Consider the following 20,267-nt stretch of genomic DNA (forward strand, 5'->3'; position numbering starts at 1 on the left):
ACGGTTCGGCTGACGCCGTTGACGCGACAGGCACCGTTGCTCACATACGGGCAGAAGCGGGGCTACCGCTGTGGGCAGTGAACTGCCGGTCGGGCGACGGGTGGCGTACTGGCGCAGTCGGCGGGCGATGTCGCAGCAGGTGTTCGCCGACGCCATCGGCAAGTCCAAGAGCTGGGTTGACAAGGTGGAGCGGGGTGTCCGCCGGTTGGACAAGCTGTCGACCCTCCAGGACATCGCCGTCGCGCTCCGGATCGACGTCGAACTCCTGCTCGGCACCGATCCCCCGCCCGCACAGCGGACCGGCGGGGCGATCGATCCGCTGATCGGGACCGAACTGGACCCGTTACGGACCGTCCTTTTCCGGTACGACGCTGCTCTTGCCCGCACCGGCCACACCGAGCCGAGCCGTGCTGCCCTAGCGGCACGAGTGGCGCACGCCTGGCTGGCTTTCGGGCACGCCGACTACCGGCACCTGCTGCGTACCCTGCCGGGGTTGTTGTCCGACGCGCAGCTCACCCGAGCCGCGCAACCCGACGACCCGGCCCCCTGCCGACTGTTGGGGCAGGTGTACCAGGTCACCTCGGCGGTACTGCACAAGCTGGGTGAGCTGGCGACGGCCTGGCTGACCGCCGACCGGGCCATGACGACCTGTCGGCGAACCGCTGACCCCCTCCTCGTCGCCTCGGCGACCGTGGCCCTCGTCCGGGTGGTCAGCGCCCTGGGCCGCCCCCGCCACGCGTGGGAGGTCGCCCTCGCCGTCGCCGACAGCCTCGCGCCGCCCGACCCGCCCACCGCCGATCCGGAACACCTCCGGGTGTACGGCGCTCTGCTGCTCCAGGCTGCCCGGGCCACCGCCAGGCACGGCGACCGACACAGCAGCGCAGACCTACTGGAGCACGCCGTCGAGATCGCTGACTCACTCGGCGACGACCATCAGCACCAGGGCACGAGCTTCGGCCCGACCCTGGTCACGCTGACCCGGGTCACCGCCGCCCTCGACCTGGACGAGCACCCCGACCCGCTTCGGCTGCACCGGGAACTCGTCGTCGACCCGGCCTTCCAGCGGCTCACCCTGGAACTGCGGGCCGGTTACCTGGTCGACGTCGCCGGTGGTTTCCTGCGTCGAAACGACCTGCCGGAGGCAGGTCGGGCGCTGCTGCTCGCCGACCGGACCGCCCCCACCGAGGTACGTCACCGCCCCGCCGCCCGCAGCACGTTGCGTACCCTGCTCCGTCGTTCCTCCCACGCCGATCCCGCCCTCGCCCACCTCGCTGCGACCCTCCGGATAGCGCTGTGAGGGGTGAGCCCGGACGGGTTATCCGCTGGTGCCGCCGGTCCACGGCGAGCATGATCAGGAAAGGTGGGCACCGGACCGCGATCGAGGGGAGGCCCGGCGATGACCAGCCGTACCCGAGCCGTTCTCGTCGACGTCGACGGGACCCTCGCCCTGCGGGGGGACCGGTCCCCCTTCGACTGGGGCAGGGTCGGCGAGGACCTGCCGAACCCGGCAGTCGTCGAACTCGTCCAGACCCTCGCCGCCGCCGGACGGCACCGGATCATTCTGCTCTCCGGGCGGGACGAGGTGTGCCGGTGGCAGACCGAGCTGTGGCTCGACGCCCAGCGTGTCCCCTACGACGACCTGCACCTGCGCCCACAACGGGACAACCGGAAGGACTCGGTGGTCAAGGCGGAGATGTACCGGACCCTGGTCCGGGACCGGTACGAGGTGGCCTTCGTCCTCGACGACCGTGACCAGGTGGTCCGGATGTGGCGGGACGAGTTCGGCCTGACCTGCCTCCAGGTGGCCGAGGGGGACTTCTGACGTGATGGCGAACCTGCTCCTCACCGGCATCGTCGGCTCCACCGCCTACGGCCTCGCCGGGCCGGGGTCCGACGTGGACCGGCTCGGTGTGTACGCCGCGCCCACTGTCGCCTTCCACGGCCTCGACCCGCCCACCGGGCGTACCGCGTCGATCGTGCACCACGATCCGGACGTCACCTACCACGAGGCGGCGAAGGCGGCCACGCTCCTGCTCGCCGGAAACCCGACGGTCGCCGAGCTGCTCTGGCTCCCCGACGACCTGTACGAGGTTCGCACCGACCTCGGTGCCGACCTGATCGCGATCCGGTCGGCGTTCCTCTGCGCCCCCCGGGTCCGGGACGCCTACCTGGGGTACGCCACCGCCCAGTTCAAGCGGCTGCTCGACACCGGCCGGTTCGCGTCGAAGATGCGCAACCGCCAGGCCAAACACGGCCGACACCTGCTCCGCCTCCTCGACCAGGGTCTCGCCCTGTACGCCACCGGACGCCTGCCGATCCGACTCGACGACCCCCAGCGGTACGTCGACTTCGGAACCGCAGTGGCCACGAACCCGGAGATCGCCCGCCCGGTCCTGGCCGACGCGCAGGCCCGGTTCGACTCGGTCACGTCCCCGCTGCCGATCCGACCCGACCGGGCCACCGTCGAGGCGTGGCTGCTCCGGGTCAGGCGGGCCTACCTGGACCCGGCCTGACGACTCCCACCCTCTGTGGTCCCGCCGGGTCTCGTACCATCGAACGTCGTGAGACTGATCGTCGGCGCGCTGGTCCTCGGAGCGGTCAACCTGGTGGCGGCGGTGACCCTGCTCTTGATCTGCATCCGGACGCCAGGTGCCCTTCGGCGGGTACGGCACCGGCTCGCCGGGATGCGACTGCGCAGACCCGGTTACGACACCTGGTTGCAGGTCCCGCCGAAGCCGGACCCCCGTGCAGCCACCCTGTGGCGCCCCGACCTCTACGACTGACCCTTCAGACCTTCGCCCCGCCGCGACAGTGGAAGTCGGTGGCCCCTCCAGGGGCCGACACGCTCCAAGATCTCTCTCGTGGTGAAGGGTCGCCGCCGACGAGAAGCGGACAAGTGAGTGCTTGCTGAACAGGCATGTCAAACACGCGCATCAGCCATGATGCAGCGCTTCTACCATACGGATCTCCTCCGAAGCATGTTTCATGCCTCCCCGTCGCAAGGAGCCCTCCCTGGAGTCACCCCGAACATCGGGGATGCTTCCAGGTGGCCTGGATCGATCTGACGGCTGGATGAAGTGGCGAGTCGCGGTGGAGGCGCACGCGCTGAGCGAGTGCTGCGTGAGCGATCAAGCGCCGTGCCGATTCGGTGCGAACCACGTTTTTCCCTGGCGGGAAGGGGGGTGTGGGCGCGGCAGGTTTCGAACCTGCGACCCCTCGCTTGTAAGGCGAGTGCTCTCCCACTGAGCTACGCGCCCGGTACGCCGCAGACGCGGGCCGGTGGCTGGTCAGCTTACCTGCCGGCCACCGACCCGGTCGAACGGGATCAGGCGGCGGCGGTCTCGGCCAGCGCCTTGCGCCAGGCCTCCTGGTCACGGGCCTCGCCGGGCAGGTTCATCTCGGCGAACCGGACCACGCCGTCCCGGTCGATGACGAAGGTGCCCCGGTTGGCGATCCCGGCCACGTCGTTGAACACGCCGTACGACTGGGCCACCGCGCCGTGCGGCCAGAAGTCGGCCAGCAGGGGGAACTGGTAGCCCTCCTGGTCGGCCCAGATCTTGTGCGCGTAGACCGAGTCGACGCTGACGGTGAGGACCTGGACGTCGTCGTTGACGTACTGGTTGAGGTTGTCCCGCACCTCGCACAGCTCGCCACGGCAGACACCGGTGAAGGCGAGGGGGTAGAAGACCAGCAGGACGGTCCGCTTGCCCCGGAAGTCGGAGAGCTTGACCTCCTGGTTGTTCTGGTCCTTCAGCACGAAGTCCGGTGCCTGGGCACCAACCTCGATCGGCATGCGAGCTCCTTGGGTAGTCACGGTCGACCCAGCCTGCCACACGCCGGTGGGTCAGGCCGTGTCCCGTCCCACCGGGGTCGGCGACCCTCCGCCGGCCGGTGGGGGCGCCGGTTGCTACTTCTTGGCCTTGCTGCCCCGGCGCAGGACCAGGCGGGCGCCGCTCCAGTCCGGGCCGGCGCTGATGGTCGAGGTCTGCTGGAGGCCGGCGGTCTGGGCGGACTCGGCCACCTCGCTCGGCTCGACGTGTCCGTCGCGGCCGGACTTGGGCGTCAGCAGCCACACGACCCCGTTGTCGGCCAGCGGGCCGAGGGCGTCCACGAGAAGCTCGAAGAGGTCTCCGTCGTCGTCGCGGTGCCACACCAGCACCGCGTCGACCACCTCGTCGGTGTCCTCGTCGACCAGGTCCCCACAACGGTCGGCAAGGGCGTCACGAAGTTCGTGGTCGACGTCCTCGTCGTACCCCATCTCCATGACGACCATCCCCGGCTCGATTCCGAACCGGTCCGCGAGGCTACGTACCCCGTCGGCGGCCTGACCAGCGGTCGCGCTCACTGTCGCGTGCCTCCTCATCTCGTGCTGCCCGGCATCGCGTCACGACGCCGTCAGGGCAAGTCCACACACTTGTGCCGCCGCGCGCAAGTGGCGCACCGGGTGGAACGGAATTTACCGCGCCAGCAGCGTACGGGCACCCTGGGTGATGGCATCCTCGGAGACCAGAACCTGACGGGCAGCCGGGCCTAATGGTACAAACGAGTCAACCGCTGCCACTCTGCGTACCGCCCCAACGTATCCCGCGTCGACGAGGGCGGCGATCACCCCCTCACCCACCCCGCCGGTCCGCCGGGTCTCGTCGACGACCAGCACCCGGCCCGTGGCCGAGGCCTCCCGGATCAGATCGGCCACCGGGAGCGGTGCCAGCCAGCGCAGATCCACCACCCGGCTACCGAACCCCTCGTCGGCGAGGGTGGCCGCCGCCCGCAGCGACAACCTGACCCCGTTACCGAACGTCACGATGGTGAGGTCCTCGGCGGAGCCGACCCCGTACACCCGGGCCCGGCCGATCGGGACGTGTCCCGCGCTCCAGGCGGCGGGTTCGGCGTACTCCCCGAGCCACTCGCCGTCACCGTCGGTGTACAGGTCCCGGGCCTGGTAGAGGGCACCGGGCTCCAGGAAGACGGCCACCGTGCCGTCCACCACGGCGCTGGCCAGGCAGGTACGCAACATCGGGGCGGCGTCGTCGGGGCGGGCCGGCACCGCCACCACCAGGCCCGGCACGTCCCGCAGGATGCCCACCGCGTTGTCGTTGCGGGTCGGCCCGCCCGGACCCTCCTGGTACGCCAGCCCGGCCACCCGGACCACCATCGGGTTGCGCAGCGCCCCCTGGGACAGGAACTGGAGGGCGGCCGCCTCCTGGCGCAGCTGGTCCTCGGCGTGGTGCAGGTACGACAGGTGCTGGATCTCGGGGACGGGCAGCAGTCCGGCGAGTCCGGCACCGAGGCCGAGGCCGAGGATGGAGGTCTCGTCGAGGAGGGTGTCGAAGACCCGGGCCGGACCGAACCGGTCCCGCAGCGCCTCGGTGACCCCGAACAGTCCGCCCCGGGCGGCGACGTCCTGCCCGAAGACCGCCATCTGCGGATGGGCCAGCATCCCGTCGGTGAGAGCGGCGTTGATGCTCTCCGCCAGGGTCAGCGGGCCGGCTAACTCGGGCGGTTTGCCGCCGAACGCCTCGGCGCGGGCGGCGGCGTTCGGTCCGGCGGCCCGGGCCGCCGCGTCGGCCACCGCCCGGGAGACCCGTACCGGTCGGCGGGGTGCCAGCGGGGAGAGGACCTCGGTCGGCTCGGCGAGCTTCGGTTCCTCGATCACCTCCTCGGCCAGTCGACGCACCTGCCAGCCCGCCTCGTCGTAGCGTGAGAGGAGGTCCTCGGCGGTGACGAAGCCGCCCGCGACGAGGGCCCGGGCGGTGGCGAGGAGCGGGTCGCGGGCCAGGTCGGCGTCGATCTCGGCCGCTGCACGGTATCCGGTGTCGTCCTCGGCCTCGTGCCCCATCAGCCGTACCGTGTCCAGGTGGAGCACAGCGGGGCGGCGGTGGCGACGTACCCAGGCCGCTGCCGCGCCCGCCACCCGGTACGTCTGTTCCAGGTCGGTGCCGTCGGCGGCGAAGTACCGGACGCCGGGGCGGGACCGCAGCGCCTGCTCCACCCAGCCCCGAGGTGAGCGGACACCGCTGCCGAGGCCGTTGTCCTCGCAGACGAAGAGGATCGGCACCCGCAGCCCGGTGTGGTCGCACCACCCGGCCGTGTTGAGGGCGGTGGTGGCGCTGGCATGGTTGACCGCCGCGTCGCCGAACGAGGCGACCACGATGGCGTCCGGGGGCCAGGGGCCGCCTCCGGCGTCGCCGCCGGGCCCGTCGGAGTCCGTACCGGCGGAGGGATCCGGGCCGGTACGGGCGTCCTGGTCGGCGGAGACGTCCACCCGGCGCAGCCGTTCCAGGGCCAGCCCGAGGCCGACGGCGCGCGGCAGGTGGGTGGCGGCGGTGGCGGTCACGGGCACCAGGTTCAGGTCGGCCCGACCGAACACCTTGTCCCGGCCTCCGGCGAGCGGTTCCCGGGCCGAGGCGACCATCCCCCGCAGTACGTCCCGGGCCGCGTCCAGGTAGGGCGCACCGACCTCGACACCCGAAGGCGGCCCGTGCGGGCCGCCGGAGGCTGTCGCGGCGGCGTCGTCGGCCCCGATCGCGGCAGGGTCGTCAGGGACACCCACAACGGATCCGTCGAGGGCACCCGGGGCGGGTCCGTCGGGACTACTCGTGACAGGGCCGCCGGGGTTGCTCGCGGCAGGGCCGTCGGCGGGAGGCGCGGCGGCGGGGTCGGTGGCGGGGTCGGTGGCGACCTGGCCGGCGCGGTAGCAGTAGAACGCCCCGGAGCGGTAGTGCAGCAGCGCGGGGTCGGTGGGGCGCAGTGCGGCTGCCACCGCCGCGTTGCCCTCGTGTCCGGCCGAGGCGGTGGTGTGGAAGCCCTCGCCGAAGCTGTACAGCCACCGACCGGCCAGGTCGAGCTGTCGGCTGACGACCTGCGCCTGGAACAGCTCCAGCGCCCGTGCCCCGGTCAGCGGGTCCTGCGGTGGCAGCCCGGTGGCGGCGGGGTCCGGGGCGGCGGGCGTGTCGTCGCCGGCCGGGTCGGTGCGGTCGTCGGTCGGCACCGGGCTCGGGGCAACCGGCTCGCCGAGGTCACGTCGCTGATCCGGACCAGCCAGCGCGGCCAGTTCCTCCCGGAACCGCTCGTCGAGGTTTTGCGGGGTGCTCACGTCCGACAGCATTACCGAATTCGACCGCCTCCGCCCACTCGGACACTCCCCGGTCGTCGGGACACATTCGACCCCGAACCCCCGGCTATCGACAGGGGTCCATCGAATTCCCGGGGTCGGCCGGGGAGGTCCGGGGTCAGCCGGGGAGGAAGGAGAAGCGGACCTGGCGGGTCGGGTTGTCCCCGTTGGTGTCGACGAGGCAGATCGACTGCCAGGTCCCGAGGGCGAGACGCCCGTCCAGGACCGGCACCGACGCGTACGGCGGCACGAAGGCGGGCAGGACGTGGTCGCGTCCGTGCCCCCGGGAGCCGTGCCGGTGCCGCCACCGGTCGTCGGTGGGCAGCAGTTCGTCGAGGGCGGTGAGGAGGTCGTCGTCGGAGCCGGCACCGGTCTCGACGATCGCCAGTCCGGCGGTGGCGTGCGGGACGAACACGTGCAGGAGTCCGTCGCCCCGACCGGACACGAACTGCTCCGCCTCGCCGGTGATGTCCCGGACGGTGGGACGGGATCCGGTCTGTACGGTGATCACCTCGCTGCGCATACGCCGCATTCTGCCGTACCCGCCGCAGGACCGCGCCGCGAGCGACGATCAGCCCCCGCCCTCACAGGTGGGGGGCAGCAGCCGCAGGCCGACCGCCAACAGGACCAGTCCGACCAGGCCGACGGGTGCGATGCCGACGTCACCCCCGGTCGCTGCGACCAGCGCCACCAGCAGGATCAGTGCCCCGGCCAGGATGAGTACGCCCGCCCCGGCCCGCCGTCTCGTCATGGACCGTACGGTAGGACCGCTGCGCAATCGGACGATCACCGCGCCGGAGGCACAACCACCCTCGGTACGCAACCCGTCGGGCGCACCGATGCCCGAATCGGTGTCGTCGACCGCCCGGGACCCGCCCGGTTGACGGCTCACCGGTGACCCTCGGTCACCGGGGGTCGGATCGCGTCGACCCCTCCGGGAAGCGCCGAAATCGCAGGTCAGCGTTGTGCCATACCGACAGGAAACCGACCTGTTGCGATGAAATTACCGGTCGGTACCTGTGTTGAGTGTCGCGTCTGTGGGTCGCAGACGTGACGCGGGGGTCCACCAAAGGGCAGGATGGCGCTAGAGACCTGTCCCACACACAACCGAGGGAACGCCTGTGGCTACGGAACGCAAGCGCCCGGTGATCACCGCTGGTCTGCCGAGCCAGCTTCCGGACATCGACCCAGAAGAGACCGGCGAATGGGTCGAGTCGCTCGATGGTGTCATCGACGAGCGTGGAACCAAACGCGCCCGGTACGTCATGCTGCGCCTGCTCGAACGAGCCCGCGAGCGCCAGGTCGGGGTCCCGTCCCTGACCACCACCGACTACATCAACACCATCGCACCGGAGAGCGAACCCTGGTTCCCCGGCGACGAGCACGTCGAACGACGGATCCGGGCGTACGTCCGGTGGAACGCGGCCATGCTGGTGCACCGGGCGCAGCGCCCGGAGATCGGCGTCGGCGGCCACATCTCCACGTTCGCCAGCTCCGCGTCGCTGTACGAGGTGGGCTTCAACCACTTCTTCCGGGGCAAGGAACACCCCGGCGGCGGGGACCACATCTTCTACCAGGGCCACGCCTCGCCCGGGATGTACGCGCGGGCGTTCCTGGAGGGGCGGCTGACCGAGCACCAGCTCGACGGGTTCCGGCAGGAGGTGTCGCACCCCGGCGGCGGACTGCCGTCGTACCCGCACCCCCGGCTGATGTCGGACTTCTGGGAGTTCCCGACGGTCTCCATGGGCCTGGGTCCGCTGAACGCCATCTACCAGGCCCGGTTCAACCGGTACCTGCACCACCGGGGCATCAAGGACACGTCCGACCAGAACGTCTGGGCGTTCCTCGGTGACGGCGAGATGGACGAGGTCGAGTCGCTCGGCGCGATCGGCGTGGCCGCCCGCGAGGAGCTGGACAACCTCACCTTCGTCATCAACTGCAACCTGCAGCGCCTGGACGGGCCGGTACGCGGCAACGGCAAGGTGATGCAGGAGCTGGAGGCGTTCTTCCGGGGTGCCGGGTGGAACGTCATCAAGGTGGTCTGGGGTCGGGAGTGGGACCCGCTGCTCGCGGCGGACACCGACGGTGCCCTGGTGAACCTGATGAACACCACGCTCGACGGTGACTACCAGACGTACAAGGCCGAGTCCGGCTCGTACGTCAGGGAGCACTTCTTCGGCCGGGACGCCCGGACCCGCAAGATGGTCGAGGGGCTCTCCGACGACGAGATCTGGAACCTCAAGCGGGGTGGCCACGACTACCGCAAGCTCTACGCGGCCTACAAGGCGGCGACGGAGCACACCGGGCAGCCGACGGTGATCCTGGCCAAGACGATCAAGGGTTGGACGCTGGGCTCGCACTTCGAGGGCCGCAACGCCACCCACCAGATGAAGAAGCTGACGCTGGAGGACCTGAAGACCTTCCGCGACCGGCTCTACCTGGACGTCCCGGACTCGGTGCTGGAGGAGAACCCCTACCTCCCGCCGTACCTGAACCCGGGCGAGAAGTCCGACGAGATCGAGTACCTCAAGGAGCGGCGTCAGCAGCTGGGCGGGTACCTCCCCTCCCGGCGGCGCAGCACCAAGAAGCTGACGATCCCCGGCACCGAGCGGTTCTCCGACGTCAAGCGTGGTTCGGGTAAGCAGAAGGTCGCCACCACGATGGCCTTCGTCCGGCTGCTCAAGGACATCATGAAGGACAAGGAGTTCGGCAAGCGCTGGGTGCCGATCATCCCGGACGAGGCCCGGACCTTCGGGATGGACTCGCTCTTCCCGACGCAGAAGATCTACTCGCCGCACGGTCAGCAGTACACCTCGGTCGACCGGGACCTGTTCCTGTCGTACAAGGAGTCGACCGCCGGGCAGATCCTGCACGAGGGGATCAACGAGGCCGGTTCGGTCGCCTCGTTCACCGCTGCGGGCAGCGCGTACGCGACGCACGACGAGCCGATGATCCCGATGTACATCTTCTACTCGATGTTCGGGTTCCAGCGCACCGGTGACGGGTTCTGGGCGGCTGCCGACCAGATGGCCCGGGGGTTCGTCCTCGGGGCCACCGCCGGGCGGACCACGCTCAACGGTGAGGGTCTCCAGCACGAGGACGGCCACTCGCTGTTGCTGGCCGCCACGAACCCGGCCGTGGTGTCGTACGACGCGGCGTTCGGGTACGAGCTGGCGCACATCGTCGAGAACGGTCTGCACCGGATGTACGGCGAGGACCCGGAGAACATCTTCTACTACCTCACCATCTACAACGAGCCGATCCACCAGCCGGCCGAGCCGGCCGACGTGGACGTCGAGGGTCTGCTCAAGGGCATCTACCGGTACTCCCCCGCCCCGTCGTCGGCGGCGGAGGGCCCGAAGGCGCAGATCCTGGCGTCGGGGACCGGCATGCAGTGGGCGCTCAAGGCCCAGGAGCTGCTCGCCCAGGACTGGGGGGTGGCCGCCGACGTCTGGTCGGTGACCTCCTGGACGGAGCTGCGGCGCGACGCCGTGGAGTGTGAGGAGCAGAACCTGCTCGACCCGGGTTCCGAGGCCCGGTTGCCCTACATCCAGCGGAAGCTGGCCGACGCCGAGGGGCCGAAGGTCGCGGTCAGCGACTGGATGCGCGCGGTACCGGACCTGATCTCCCGCTGGGTACCGGGGGACTACACGTCCCTGGGCACCGACGGGTTCGGCCTGTCCGACACCCGGCACGCGCTGCGTCGGCACTTCCACGTCGACGCCGAGACGGTGGTCGTCGCGACGCTGCGGCAGCTCGCCCGTCGTGGCGCGGTCCCGGCCTCCGCGCCGGCCGAGGCGGCCCAGAAGTACGCCATCGACGACGTCCGTGCCGCTCCGGTGGGCGAGACCGGCGGCGACAGCTGACACCCGTCAGGCCCTGTTGATCAAGGGGTTTGCGTCATGATTCGGCGAGAATCAGACGCAAACCCCTTGATCGTTTTCAGGTCCCCCGGTGACCCGGGGGACGGTCCCCCCGGTGTGCCGGGGGGACGGTAAAGGCGGTGGGGTCGGGCGTTCCTGGCGGGAACGTCCGGGTGCCCACCGCCATCGCGGGCGACTCCCGAAGACGGACCGGTCAGCCGACGGCGGCCAGGTCGGTCAGCCGGGCCAGTGAGTCCTCCAGGTCCGCGCCGACCCGGCGCAGTCCGAGCCGCAGCAGGGCCGCCTTGACCGGTCCGGCCGGCCAGCGTACGACGATGAGCCGGACGACTGTGCCGCCCCGCTGCTCGTCGGCGGTGAGCTGCACGTAGATCTCGGTCCGCGCCTCGGCCCGGGCACCGGCGCCCTTGGCGCGCTCCCGCCACCCGATCAGGGTCGGCTCCTGGTAGGCGATCACCTCGGCTTCGTGCGCCGCGCCGCGCCCGGCCTGGACCAGTTGTCGCCGACCGAAGCCCTCACCCGAGAGGACTTCGGCGGCGCGAACTCCCGCCAGCCAGGCCGGCAACTGCTCGGCCCGCTGTACGACTTCCCAGACCGCTTCCACCGGCGCCGCCACGTGTGCACTACGTTCCACGAGGATCATTTCTATTCCCCCATTGAGGACATCCGCGATATTCGTCACTCTATGCGGCAAAACGGACGCAATGGGACGTGTTCGGAAAAAGACACGCCGAATCCCCTTGCCCTCCGATCGCAGGCCGCCTATGGATTTCCCGGTCGACACGCCCTAGAGTTCCGAGCACCGTTCACGTTCGGATGTGTCTCTGGTGGAGGGTGCATGACGACCACGCCGATCCCCGCGTTCCCCTCCGGCTTCCGTTGGGGGGTCTCCACCTCCGCGTACCAGATCGAGGGGGGTGCCGACGCCGACGGACGAGCTCCCTCCATCTGGGACACCTTCGCCGGTACGCCGGGACGGATCGTCGACGGCAGCAGCGGCGCGACCGCCTGCGACCACTACCACCGCCACACCACCGACGTCGCACTCCTGGCCGACCTGGGCGTCGACGCGTACCGGTTCTCGGTGGCGTGGCCCCGGGTACGCCCCGACGGCGGCTGCCCTGTCAACCCGGCCGGACTGGACTTCTACGAACGGCTCGTCGACGACCTGCTCACCGCCGGGATCGACCCGGTCGCCACCCTGTTCCACTGGGACCTGCCACAGCCGCTCCAGGACACCGGCGGCTGGCTGAACCGGGACACCGCCGAACGCTTCGCCGAGTACGCCGACGCCGTCGCCGCCCGCCTCGGCGACCGGGTGAAGCTCTGGATCACCCTCAACGAACCGTTCATCCACCTCAGCCTCGGCCACGGCACCGGTGAACACGCCCCCGGCCAGGCGCTCTTCCTCGACGCCCTGCCCGTCGCCCACCACCAGTTGCTCGCACACGGGATGGCGGTGGCGGCGCTGCGGGCCCGGGGTGCCGGACCGGTGGCCATCACCAACCACTACTCCCCGGTCCGCCCCGTCGGGGACACCGAGGCCGACCGGGCCGCCGCCGCCGGATACCACGCCCTGCACAACCGGCTCTTCACCGATCCGCTGCTCGGCCGCGGCTACCCCACCGGCCTGACCACCCCCGCCGTCCGCGACGGCGACCTCGACGTGATCGCCGCCCCGATCGACGTGCTCGGTGTCAACTACTACAACCCGACCGGCATCCGGGCCGCCCCCGAAGGCTCACCCCTCCCCTTCGACCTCGTCGAACTCGACGGGTACCCCCGCACCGCCTGCGACTGGCCGGTGGTGCCGGGCGGGCTGCGCGACGTCCTGGTCTGGCTGCACGCCGAGTACGGCGACACCCTCCCGCCCGTCCAGGTGACCGAGAGCGGGTGCGCGTACGACGACCGCCCCGACGCCGAGGGGCGGGTGGTCGACACCGACCGGATCGCGTACCTCGACGGGCACCTGCGCGCGGTCCACGAGGCGATCACCGCCGGGGTGGACGTCCAGGGTTACTACGTCTGGTCCCTGCTGGACAACTGGGAGTGGGCCGAGGGGTTCACCAAACGGTTCGGACTGGTCCACGTCGACTACGACACCCAGACCCGTACCCCGAAGTCCTCCTACACCTGGTTCCGGGACCTCATCGCGGCGCACCGCGCCGCACCCCGCCGGTGACCTCCGTCGACCCGATCCCGGCGGCGCTGCCTGCGGCGCTCGCCGAACCGACGGTCCCGGTCCGGCGGGGTTGGATCACGTTGGCCTTCGCGGCGAACCTCGGCGTCTGGATGGCCTTCCTCACCCCCATCCAGGTGCTCCTGCCTCAGCAGGTGGAGCAGATCGCCCCCGGCGACAAGGAGGCCATGCTCGCCGTGGTCACCGGGCTGGGCGCGCTCGCCGCCGTCCTGGCCAACCCGCTCGCCGGGGCCTGGTCCGACCGGACCTGCCTGCGGCTGGGCGGGCGGGAGTTCGGCCGCCGGCACGTCTGGACCGTCGGCGGGGCGGTCCTCGGCGCCCTCGCCCTGGTCCTGCTCGCCCAGCAGCGGACCATCCTCGGAGTCGCGCTGGGGTGGGTCGCCGCCCAGGTCTGCTTCAACGCGATGCTGGCCAGTCTCACCGCCGCGATCCCGGACCGGGTGCCGGTCGCCCAACGCGGCGGGGTCGCCGGATGGGTGGGCATCCCCCAGGCACTCGGCCTGGTCGCCGGGGCGGTCCTGGTCACCGCCCTGGTCCGGGGCAACACCGCCGGATACCTGGCGGTCGCGGCGGCGATCCTGGTCCTGGCCCTCCCGTTCGCCCTGCTCACCACCGACGACCCGCTGCCCCGGGCACACCGCCCGCCGGTACGGCTGCGCGCCCTGATCGCCTCGATGTGGATCGACCCCCGACGGCACCCGGACTTCGCCTGGGCCTGGCTGACCCGGTTCCTGGTGCAGGTGGGCAACGCGCTGGCCACCCTCTACCTGCTCTACTTCCTCACCGACAAGGTGCGCCACCCGGATCCCCACGGTGCCCTGCTGATGCTGATCCTGCTCTACACGGTCGGGCTGATGGGGACCGCGGTGATCGCCGGGCGGCTGTCGGACCGCTCGGGGCGGCGTCGGATCTTCGTGATCGTCGCCGGGGTGGTGATGGCGGTGGCCGCGCTGCTGCTGGCCGCCGTACCGACCTGGCCGGTGGCACTGGTCGCGGCGCTGATCCTCGGTGCCGGGTACGGGGTCTACCTGTCGGTCGACGCCGCCCTGATCACGCAGGTCCTCCCCCGGGCCACCGACCGGGCCAAGGACCTCGGCGTGATCAACATCGCCAACAGCGCCCCACAGGTCCTCGGGCCGGTGATCTCCGCGCCGATCGTGGTCCATCTGGGCGGCTACCCCACCCTGTACGTGGTCACCGCGCTGGTCACCCTCCTCGGCAGCGCCCTGGTCCTGAAGATCCGCTCGGTCCCGTGACCCCCGACGGGCGGCCTCCCCCGCGTACCGCGCCGGGATCGGACACCGCGCGCCGCCATCCGTGAGAGGGGTGGCCCTCTCTACCGTAGGCGTTGACAAGGGGCCCTTCCTTACGCCGGGGGCGGCGGCCGTAGGCTGGGGACGTGACGGTACGTGTACGCTTCGCCCCTTCCCCGACCGGTATGTTCCACGTCGGCGGTGCCCGCTCGGCGCTGCAGAACTGGATCTACGCCAAGCAGCAGGGCGGGGTGTTCGTGCTCCGCGTCGAGGACACCGACGCGGCGCGCAACAAGCCCGAGTGGACCGAGGGGATCCTCTCCGCCCTGGAGTGGATCGGCATCGAGCGCGGCAGCTACGAGGGTCCCTACTTCCAGTCGGCGTACGCCGAACAGCACCGGGCCGCCGCCGGGCGGCTGCACGACGCCGGTCGGGCGTACTACTGCGACTGCACCCGGGACGCGGTGCAGGCCCGCAGCGGCTCCCAGTACTCCGGCTACGACGGGTTCTGCCGGGACCGGGCGCTGCCCCCGGGTGAGGGGCGTGCCCTGCGGTTCCGCACCCCGGACGAGGGCGTCACGGTGGTGGTCGACCTGATCCGGGGCGAGCCGACCTTCGAGAACAAGCTCATCGAGGACTTCGTCATCGCCCGGGGCGACGGCTCGCCGGTGTTCCTGCTGGCCAACGTGGTCGACGACATGAGCATGGGGATCACCCACGTGATCCGGGCCGAGGAGCACCTGCCCAACACCCCCAAGCAGCAGCTCCTGTGGGACGCCCTCGGGGTGCAGCCGCCGGTGTGGGCGCACGTGCCGGTGGTCGTCAACGAGAAGCGGCAGAAGCTGTCGAAGCGGCGGGACAAGGTGGCGCTGGAGGCGTACAAGGACGAGGGCTACCTCGCCGACGCGATGCGCAACTACCTGATGCTGCTGGGCTGGGCCCCCTCCGGCGACCGGGAGATCGTGCCCTGGTCGGTCATCGAGGACGAGTTCCGGCTGCCGGAGGTGAACCCCTCTCCCGCGTTCTTCGACGAGAAGAAGCTGCGGGCGTTCAACGGGGAGTACATCCGGGCGCTGCCGGTGGACGAGTTCACCGCCGCCTGCCAGCCGTGGCTGACCGGCACCGCCACCATCCCGCCGCCGCCGTGGCAGCCGGAGGAGTTCGACGCCGCCGCCTTCGCCGCCGTCGCACCGCTGGCCCAGACCCGGATCGCGGTACTCAGTGAGATCGTGCCCAACGTCGACTTCCTCTTCCTGGCCGACCCGCTAATCGACGAGGGGGCCTGGAAGAAGGCGATGAAGGAGGGGGCGGGCGAGCTGCTCGACGCGGCGATCGCCGCCTTCGACGCGCTGGCCGACTGGAACGCCGACACCCTCAAGTCGACGCTGGAGACGGTGGGTGCCGAGCGGGGTCTGAAGCTGGGCAAGGCCCAGGCGCCGGTCCGGGTAGCGGTCACCGGTCGTACCGTCGGGTTGCCGTTGTTCGAGTCCTTGGAGGTGCTGGGCCGGGACCGGTCCCTGGCCCGGCTGCGCGCCGCCCGCGTCCGGCTCCCCTGAGCCGACGCCCGACCACCCGCAGCGGCCCGCGGCCGGCTTTCCTGAGCCGGCGCCCGGCCGTCCGGTGCCGTCCGGCGCCCGGTGGGCCGACGCACGACGAGACGTCCGGCCCCGCCCGCCACCAGCGGGCGGGGCCGGACGTCCTCGGCGGTCAGCGGGCGGCGCGGCGACGCAGCAGCAGCCCGGCGACGAGCGCCCCGACCAGTGCCACCCCACCCAGCGCCCACAGCCATACCGGGCCGCCGTCGTCGTCGCTCGCGTCGGCGGCCGGGACCGGGCTCGCCGCCGGCTCGGACGTCGGCGCGGCCGCTTCGGCGCTCGGCGACGGCTCGACCGACGGCTCCGCACTGGGCGACGCCTCGGGCGTGACCCCGGTGGTGACGGTGAACGTCACCTCACCCCGGACCCGGTGGCCGTCGGCCGACGGCACCGAGAAGGCGACTGTGTACTCCCCGGCCGGACCGGGCTGCACCGGCACCGTCACCGTCTTCCCGTCGAAGGTCGGATCACCGGCCGCCGCCGAGGCCCCGCCCGGCCCGGTGACGGTGATCTCAGACCGGTCGGACACACTCGACAGGAAGCGCAGCTCGACCTCCTCCGGCGCCTCGGCCAGGGTGGCCCCGTCCTTGGGGTCACTCCCGGTGAACGAGTTGTGCGCGGCAGCCGGTGACGCCGGCAGCAGCAGCGTCACTCCCAGCACCACACCGACGACGGCCAGCGAGGCGCGCACCGCGCGTACCACCCTGCCCCCCATGAACACCTCCGCAAAGGTAAGATCCGCCCGCTGATCAACGGCTGGTCATTAGTCGATTCGAGATCGCAGATAGTTCCAATTACTGTTCCAGTAGCTGCGTTCTAGCGTCGTTCTGCAACCCTTGACGTGGACATCCGGGCCTGTGCCCAGGGTCACCGTCGTCATACGACCACGCCTGACCTGCAGCAAGCCAACCATCGACGGGGCGGAGGGGGCGGCCGATGGGCGACACGGCGAGCCGGCTGGTAAAGGTGCTGAGTGGAGTTCTGATGGGTGCGGTGCTGTCGCTGGGAGCGGCAGGCACCGCCTGGGCGGCACCGAAGCCGAAGCCACCACCGGGGGTCGACATCTCCGGGGTGGGGCTCACCGAGCCGCTGCGGCTGCGCGTCGACACGCACGACGGGCACGTCAACGCGGTGATCGACCAGGTGAGCTGGCTCGGTCGTACCGGGCAGGCCAAGGGCCCGAAGGAGGCCGACCTCGGTCCGAAATACACGGTGGTGGTGTTCGCCGGTGAGGAACCGAAGCACACCTACGACCTGTATCCAAAGGCGGTCGGCGGGCCACGGGTCTACCGACCGGCGAAGCAGCCGGACGAGCGCAAGACCAGCTCGGGCTGGTTCCTCGGCCGACTGAACATGTCCGAGACGCTGCGTGGTGCCGGGGTGCCGCTGGAGCGGCAGCTCGACACCCTCTCGGGAGGTATCGGGGGTGGCGAGCGGGTCATCCCGGACGACTCGTTGAACGCCAGCCGGAGCATCAACGAGTCGGTGGGTGAGCTGCGGCGGCTGCTGCTGATCAACGTGGCGGTGGCGGTCACGATCACCATCGGGCTGGCCGGCATCGCACTGCTGGTCCGGCGACGGTCCCGCTGATCCGGTCGGTGTGGGTCCGGGCCGTCGGCCCGGACCGACACCGTGGTGGACACCGGCGCGGGCGGGGTTGCACACCCTGCCCGCGCCGACTCAGCACCAGCGCTGTGGGGGACGTTCCCGGCGTCCGCTGCGACGACGGCGGGGCCGCACCGGCCCGTGCCGGTGAGCCCCGGCCCAGCCGGGGAGGTCGCTGAGGCAGGACCGGCCGTCCTCGGTCGGCGACCCACCGACCACCTCGCCGGTACGCTGCCGCGGCACCACCGGCTCGTCGGCGGTGCACTCCGGGGTGCGGACGACCGACGGGTCGCTCGGGTGGGCGGCTCCGCAGGCGGGTCGTCTCGGGTGCTTGCCCGCCCCCGGCTGCTCGTGATGGCCCGGTCGGCAACTCTCGCCCTGGGCGCAGCCGTGTTCGGCCTCCCCGTGCGCCATCCCGGTCTCCTCACGCTCGCCCTCGCCGGGCGGTCCCCTTCCCGACGTGTCTGTACGGTACTGGTCCGCCCGGCTCCGGCGAACGGCCCCCGGCCAGCAGCGCCGCCCGCCGACTCGGATGGGTCGTTCGGGGGAGGCGGTCCCCGGCCGGGTCGTTCCGAGGTCGGAGGTCGACGGGCCCGGGGTGTGGTGTGATCGGCGACGTGCGAGTGCCGTCGTGGCTCGGGTCCGGGACCCGGGGACGTGACCTGACGCTGGCCGGCGGGTCGCTGGTCGGCGGCCTGGTCATGTACGAGGTCGGGTTCCAGGCCGGTCTGGACTGGCTGCCGCAGCTGCCCCGGCCCTGGTTCCTGGTCCCCCTGGTGGCGGTCTGCGGTGCGGTCGCCCTGCGCCGGGTGGCCACCCGGACCGGCCTGGTCCTCGGCACCGCGGCGTTCGTCGCCGACACGGCCCTCGGCGGTTCGGTGGCCACCGCGATCATCTACACCCAGGTCCTCTACGACTCCTGCGTGTACGGCTCACCCAAGCTCTGGCGTCGACTGCTGCGGGTGACGGTGGTGCTGACGGTGCTGACCCCGGTGGTCGGTGTCCTGGTGCTGTGGGACTGGGAGGCCCTGGCCCTGGGCGTCGTGGTGGCGCTGATCGGACTGCTGCCGGTGCTGACCGGGACGACGGTCCGGCAGTACCGGGACCGGGCCGTGGCCGAACGGCTCCGGGCCGAGCAGACCGCCCGGCTGGTGGAGCTGGACCGGCGGCAGGCGGTCGGGGCGGAGCGGTCCAGGATGGCCCGGGAGCTACACGACGTGGTCGCCAACCACCTCAGCGCGGTGGCCATCCACGCCACCGCCCTGCTGTCCGTACCGGGGCTGGACCGGGCGCAGGTGGACTCGGCGTTGCGGGTGATCCGGGAGAACAGCGTGCAGGGGCTGGCGGAGATGCGCCAGATGATCGGACTGCTGCGGGAACCGGCCGGGGACGGTGACGGTCCCGACTCGGCCGAGGAGCCGACCCAGGCCCGACTCAGCGAGCTCGACGTCCTGGTGGACCGGGTGCGGGCGGCCGGTCTGACGGTCCGGACCACCGTGGCGGGGGTGCCCCGTCCCCTGCCTGTCACCGTGGACCTCGCCGGGTACCGGATCGTGCAGGAGTCGTTGACCAACGCCCTCAAGCACGGGGCCGGGGAGGCGGAGTTGGAGGTGACGTACCAGCCGGGGGTGGTGGTCGTGACGGTGGCCAACCGGGTGCGGGCCGGGCGGGAGGCGGTGCCCGGCGCGGGCGCCGGCCTGATCGGGATGCGGGAGCGGGTGGCGTTGCTCGACGGCCGGTTCTCCGCCCGGGAGGAGGACGGATGGTGGCGGATCCACGCGGAGCTGCCCACGACGGAGGCGGTGGCGTGACAGGGACGGACGGCGGGCTCACGTCAGCCGGTGGCCTCGGCGACACCACCGACGGGGTACGCACGACGGGACGGTCGGGTCCGGTACGGGTGGTGCTCGCCGACGACCAGCAGGCGGTACGGGCCGGGTTGGCGCTGATCCTGGCCGGGGCACCGGACGTGGAGGTGGTCGGTCAGGCCGCCGACGGCAGGGCGGCTGTCGACCTGTGCCGGTCGCTGCGTCCCGACGTCGCAGTGCTCGACGTCCGGATGCCGGTGCTGGACGGCATCTCGGCGACCCGGGAGATCGTCGCGCAGGAGCTGGCCGACGTCCTGGTGTTGACCACGTTCGACCTCGACGAGTACGTCTTCGGGGCGCTGCGGGCCGGGGCGTCGGGGTTCCTGCTCAAGGACACCGACGCGGCGGGGCTGGTGGCGGCGGTACGCACCGTGGCGCAGGGCGAGGGCATCATCGCCCCGGGGGTGACCCGGCGGTTGATCAGCGCCTTCGCGGCGACCGCCCCGACGGCGTCGACGCGGTCACGGGCGGCGGTGCAGTCGCTCACCCCCCGGGAACGGGACGTGCTGGCCTGTTTGGGCCAGGGGTTGTCCAACCAGCAGATAGCCGACCGGTTGGGACTGGCGGAGAGCACCACCAAGACCCACGTCAGCCGGATCCTCACCAAGTTGTCGCTGCGCAGCCGGGTGCAGGCCGCCATCCTGGCCCAGGAGTCGGGGCTGCCCGACCCGCCGGGTTGAGCCCACCGGCCCGGCGGTCCGTCGCGCACGGCCGGGTGGCGGGCGGGTTGCGCCGACCGGCCCGGCGGTCG

At 71.6% G+C, this 20,267-nt stretch carries 19 protein-coding genes and 1 tRNA gene; 11 read left to right on the forward strand and 9 right to left on the reverse strand.

All coding sequences use genetic code 11. The features are described from left to right. Positions 1-70: 70 nt before the first annotated feature. From WHN02_RS25275 to WHN02_RS25290, 4 genes are all read left to right on the forward strand, one after another. Positions 71-1,297 (forward strand): helix-turn-helix domain-containing protein, encoded by a 1,227-nt coding sequence (locus WHN02_RS25275; protein ID WP_434741149.1) that lies wholly within the window; start codon positions 71-73, stop codon positions 1,295-1,297. A 99-nt stretch (positions 1,298-1,396) separates the two neighbouring features. Then, complete coding sequence (locus WHN02_RS25280; protein WP_434741150.1) at positions 1,397-1,822, forward strand: hypothetical protein; 426 nt, start codon at positions 1,397-1,399, stop codon at positions 1,820-1,822. 4 nt (positions 1,823-1,826) lie between these two features. Continuing rightward, positions 1,827-2,513, forward strand: coding sequence for a nucleotidyltransferase domain-containing protein (locus WHN02_RS25285; RefSeq protein WP_434741151.1), 687 nt, complete (start codon positions 1,827-1,829; stop codon positions 2,511-2,513). Positions 2,514-2,561: 48 nt separating this feature from the next. Continuing rightward, complete coding sequence (locus WHN02_RS25290; protein WP_434741152.1) at positions 2,562-2,783, forward strand: hypothetical protein; 222 nt, start codon at positions 2,562-2,564, stop codon at positions 2,781-2,783. Between the two features lie 402 nt (positions 2,784-3,185). Here the strand turns inward: WHN02_RS25290 and WHN02_RS25295 are convergent. From WHN02_RS25295 to WHN02_RS25320, 6 genes are all read right to left on the reverse strand, one after another. Next, a tRNA-Val gene (locus WHN02_RS25295) sits at positions 3,186-3,257 on the reverse strand. A gap of 68 nt (positions 3,258-3,325) precedes the next feature. Continuing rightward, positions 3,326-3,793 (reverse strand): peroxiredoxin, encoded by a 468-nt coding sequence (locus WHN02_RS25300; RefSeq protein ID WP_434741153.1) that lies wholly within the window; start codon positions 3,791-3,793, stop codon positions 3,326-3,328. 114 nt (positions 3,794-3,907) lie between these two features. Continuing rightward, entirely contained in the window at positions 3,908-4,345 is a 438-nt protein-coding gene (locus tag WHN02_RS25305) for a DUF3052 domain-containing protein (RefSeq protein ID WP_350894484.1), read from the reverse strand. Positions 4,346-4,456: 111 nt separating this feature from the next. Continuing rightward, entirely contained in the window at positions 4,457-7,108 is a 2,652-nt protein-coding gene (locus WHN02_RS25310) for a transketolase C-terminal domain-containing protein (RefSeq protein ID WP_434741154.1), read from the reverse strand. Between the two features lie 124 nt (positions 7,109-7,232). Beyond that, positions 7,233-7,637 carry a secondary thiamine-phosphate synthase enzyme YjbQ gene (locus WHN02_RS25315; RefSeq protein ID WP_434741155.1) on the reverse strand — a complete coding sequence of 135 codons (405 nt, stop codon included), beginning with the start codon at positions 7,635-7,637 and terminating at the stop codon, positions 7,233-7,235. Between the two features lie 48 nt (positions 7,638-7,685). After that, on the reverse strand, positions 7,686-7,865 hold the full coding sequence (locus WHN02_RS25320) for a hypothetical protein (RefSeq protein ID WP_350894481.1): 180 nt from the start codon (positions 7,863-7,865) through the stop codon (positions 7,686-7,688). A gap of 370 nt (positions 7,866-8,235) precedes the next feature. Between WHN02_RS25320 and aceE the strand changes: the two genes are divergently transcribed. Further along, positions 8,236-10,980 (forward strand): pyruvate dehydrogenase (acetyl-transferring), homodimeric type, encoded by a 2,745-nt coding sequence (gene aceE, locus WHN02_RS25325; RefSeq protein WP_434741156.1) that lies wholly within the window; start codon positions 8,236-8,238, stop codon positions 10,978-10,980. Positions 10,981-11,191: 211 nt separating this feature from the next. Here the strand turns inward: aceE and WHN02_RS25330 are convergent, their stop codons facing one another. Further along, the gene (locus tag WHN02_RS25330) at positions 11,192-11,638 is read right to left on the reverse strand and encodes an SRPBCC family protein (RefSeq protein WP_350894479.1); all 447 of its coding nucleotides are present in this window, start codon (positions 11,636-11,638) and stop codon (positions 11,192-11,194) included. Positions 11,639-11,833: 195 nt separating this feature from the next. Between WHN02_RS25330 and WHN02_RS25335 the strand changes: the two genes are divergently transcribed. From WHN02_RS25335 to gltX, 3 genes are all read left to right on the forward strand, one after another. Beyond that, the gene (locus WHN02_RS25335) at positions 11,834-13,177 is read left to right on the forward strand and encodes a GH1 family beta-glucosidase (protein WP_434741157.1); all 1,344 of its coding nucleotides are present in this window, start codon (positions 11,834-11,836) and stop codon (positions 13,175-13,177) included. Continuing rightward, on the forward strand, positions 13,174-14,451 hold the full coding sequence (locus WHN02_RS25340; RefSeq protein WP_434741158.1) for an MFS transporter: 1,278 nt from the start codon (positions 13,174-13,176) through the stop codon (positions 14,449-14,451). The genes WHN02_RS25335 and WHN02_RS25340 overlap by 4 nt, the downstream gene beginning before the upstream one ends. A gap of 182 nt (positions 14,452-14,633) precedes the next feature. Continuing rightward, positions 14,634-16,004: a glutamate--tRNA ligase gene (gene gltX, locus WHN02_RS25345; protein WP_434744064.1), complete on the forward strand. Its 1,371-nt coding sequence runs from the start codon at positions 14,634-14,636 to the stop codon at positions 16,002-16,004. A gap of 151 nt (positions 16,005-16,155) precedes the next feature. On the opposite strand, the gene WHN02_RS25350 is transcribed toward gltX, so the two are convergent. Next, a complete protein-coding gene (locus WHN02_RS25350; RefSeq protein ID WP_434741159.1) occupies positions 16,156-16,758 on the reverse strand; it encodes a copper resistance CopC family protein in 603 nt (200 codons plus the stop codon). Positions 16,759-16,979: 221 nt separating this feature from the next. Between WHN02_RS25350 and WHN02_RS25355 the strand changes: the two genes are divergently transcribed. Then, on the forward strand, positions 16,980-17,633 hold the full coding sequence (locus tag WHN02_RS25355; RefSeq protein WP_434741160.1) for a hypothetical protein: 654 nt from the start codon (positions 16,980-16,982) through the stop codon (positions 17,631-17,633). Positions 17,634-17,723: 90 nt separating this feature from the next. Here WHN02_RS25355 and WHN02_RS25360 read toward each other — a convergent pair whose 3' ends face one another. Next, the gene (locus tag WHN02_RS25360; protein ID WP_434741161.1) at positions 17,724-18,062 is read right to left on the reverse strand and encodes a hypothetical protein; all 339 of its coding nucleotides are present in this window, start codon (positions 18,060-18,062) and stop codon (positions 17,724-17,726) included. A gap of 203 nt (positions 18,063-18,265) precedes the next feature. Here WHN02_RS25360 and WHN02_RS25365 point away from each other — a divergent pair, with 203 nt between their 5' ends. Together WHN02_RS25365 and WHN02_RS25370 are read left to right on the forward strand one after the other, a co-directional pair. Beyond that, the gene (locus WHN02_RS25365) at positions 18,266-19,459 is read left to right on the forward strand and encodes a sensor histidine kinase (RefSeq protein ID WP_434741162.1); all 1,194 of its coding nucleotides are present in this window, start codon (positions 18,266-18,268) and stop codon (positions 19,457-19,459) included. An 89-nt stretch (positions 19,460-19,548) separates the two neighbouring features. Next, positions 19,549-20,196 (forward strand): response regulator, encoded by a 648-nt coding sequence (locus WHN02_RS25370; protein WP_434744065.1) that lies wholly within the window; start codon positions 19,549-19,551, stop codon positions 20,194-20,196. Positions 20,197-20,267: the final 71 nt, after the last annotated feature.

Origin of the sequence: Micromonospora sp. SH-82, assembly GCF_051132485.1 — a bacterium.
Taxonomy (GTDB): Bacteria; Actinomycetota; Actinomycetes; order Mycobacteriales; family Micromonosporaceae; genus Micromonospora.

Coding starts and splice junctions, on each gene's coding strand:
- WHN02_RS25350 (WP_434741159.1), bottom strand. CDS start 16,758: ATGGGGGGCAGGGTGGTACGCGCGGTGCGCGCCTCGCTGGCCGTCGTC.
- WHN02_RS25300 (WP_434741153.1), bottom strand. CDS start 3,793: ATGCCGATCGAGGTTGGTGCCCAGGCACCGGACTTCGTGCTGAAGGAC.
- gltX (WP_434744064.1), top strand. CDS start 14,634: ATGTTCCACGTCGGCGGTGCCCGCTCGGCGCTGCAGAACTGGATCTAC.
- WHN02_RS25335 (WP_434741157.1), top strand. CDS start 11,834: ATGACGACCACGCCGATCCCCGCGTTCCCCTCCGGCTTCCGTTGGGGG.
- WHN02_RS25330 (WP_350894479.1), bottom strand. CDS start 11,638: ATGATCCTCGTGGAACGTAGTGCACACGTGGCGGCGCCGGTGGAAGCG.
- WHN02_RS25360 (WP_434741161.1), bottom strand. CDS start 18,062: ATGGCGCACGGGGAGGCCGAACACGGCTGCGCCCAGGGCGAGAGTTGC.
- WHN02_RS25320 (WP_350894481.1), bottom strand. CDS start 7,865: ATGACGAGACGGCGGGCCGGGGCGGGCGTACTCATCCTGGCCGGGGCA.
- WHN02_RS25355 (WP_434741160.1), top strand. CDS start 16,980: ATGGGCGACACGGCGAGCCGGCTGGTAAAGGTGCTGAGTGGAGTTCTG.
- WHN02_RS25280 (WP_434741150.1), top strand. CDS start 1,397: ATGACCAGCCGTACCCGAGCCGTTCTCGTCGACGTCGACGGGACCCTC.
- WHN02_RS25285 (WP_434741151.1), top strand. CDS start 1,827: ATGGCGAACCTGCTCCTCACCGGCATCGTCGGCTCCACCGCCTACGGC.
- WHN02_RS25315 (WP_434741155.1), bottom strand. CDS start 7,637: ATGCGCAGCGAGGTGATCACCGTACAGACCGGATCCCGTCCCACCGTC.
- WHN02_RS25310 (WP_434741154.1), bottom strand. CDS start 7,108: ATGCTGTCGGACGTGAGCACCCCGCAAAACCTCGACGAGCGGTTCCGG.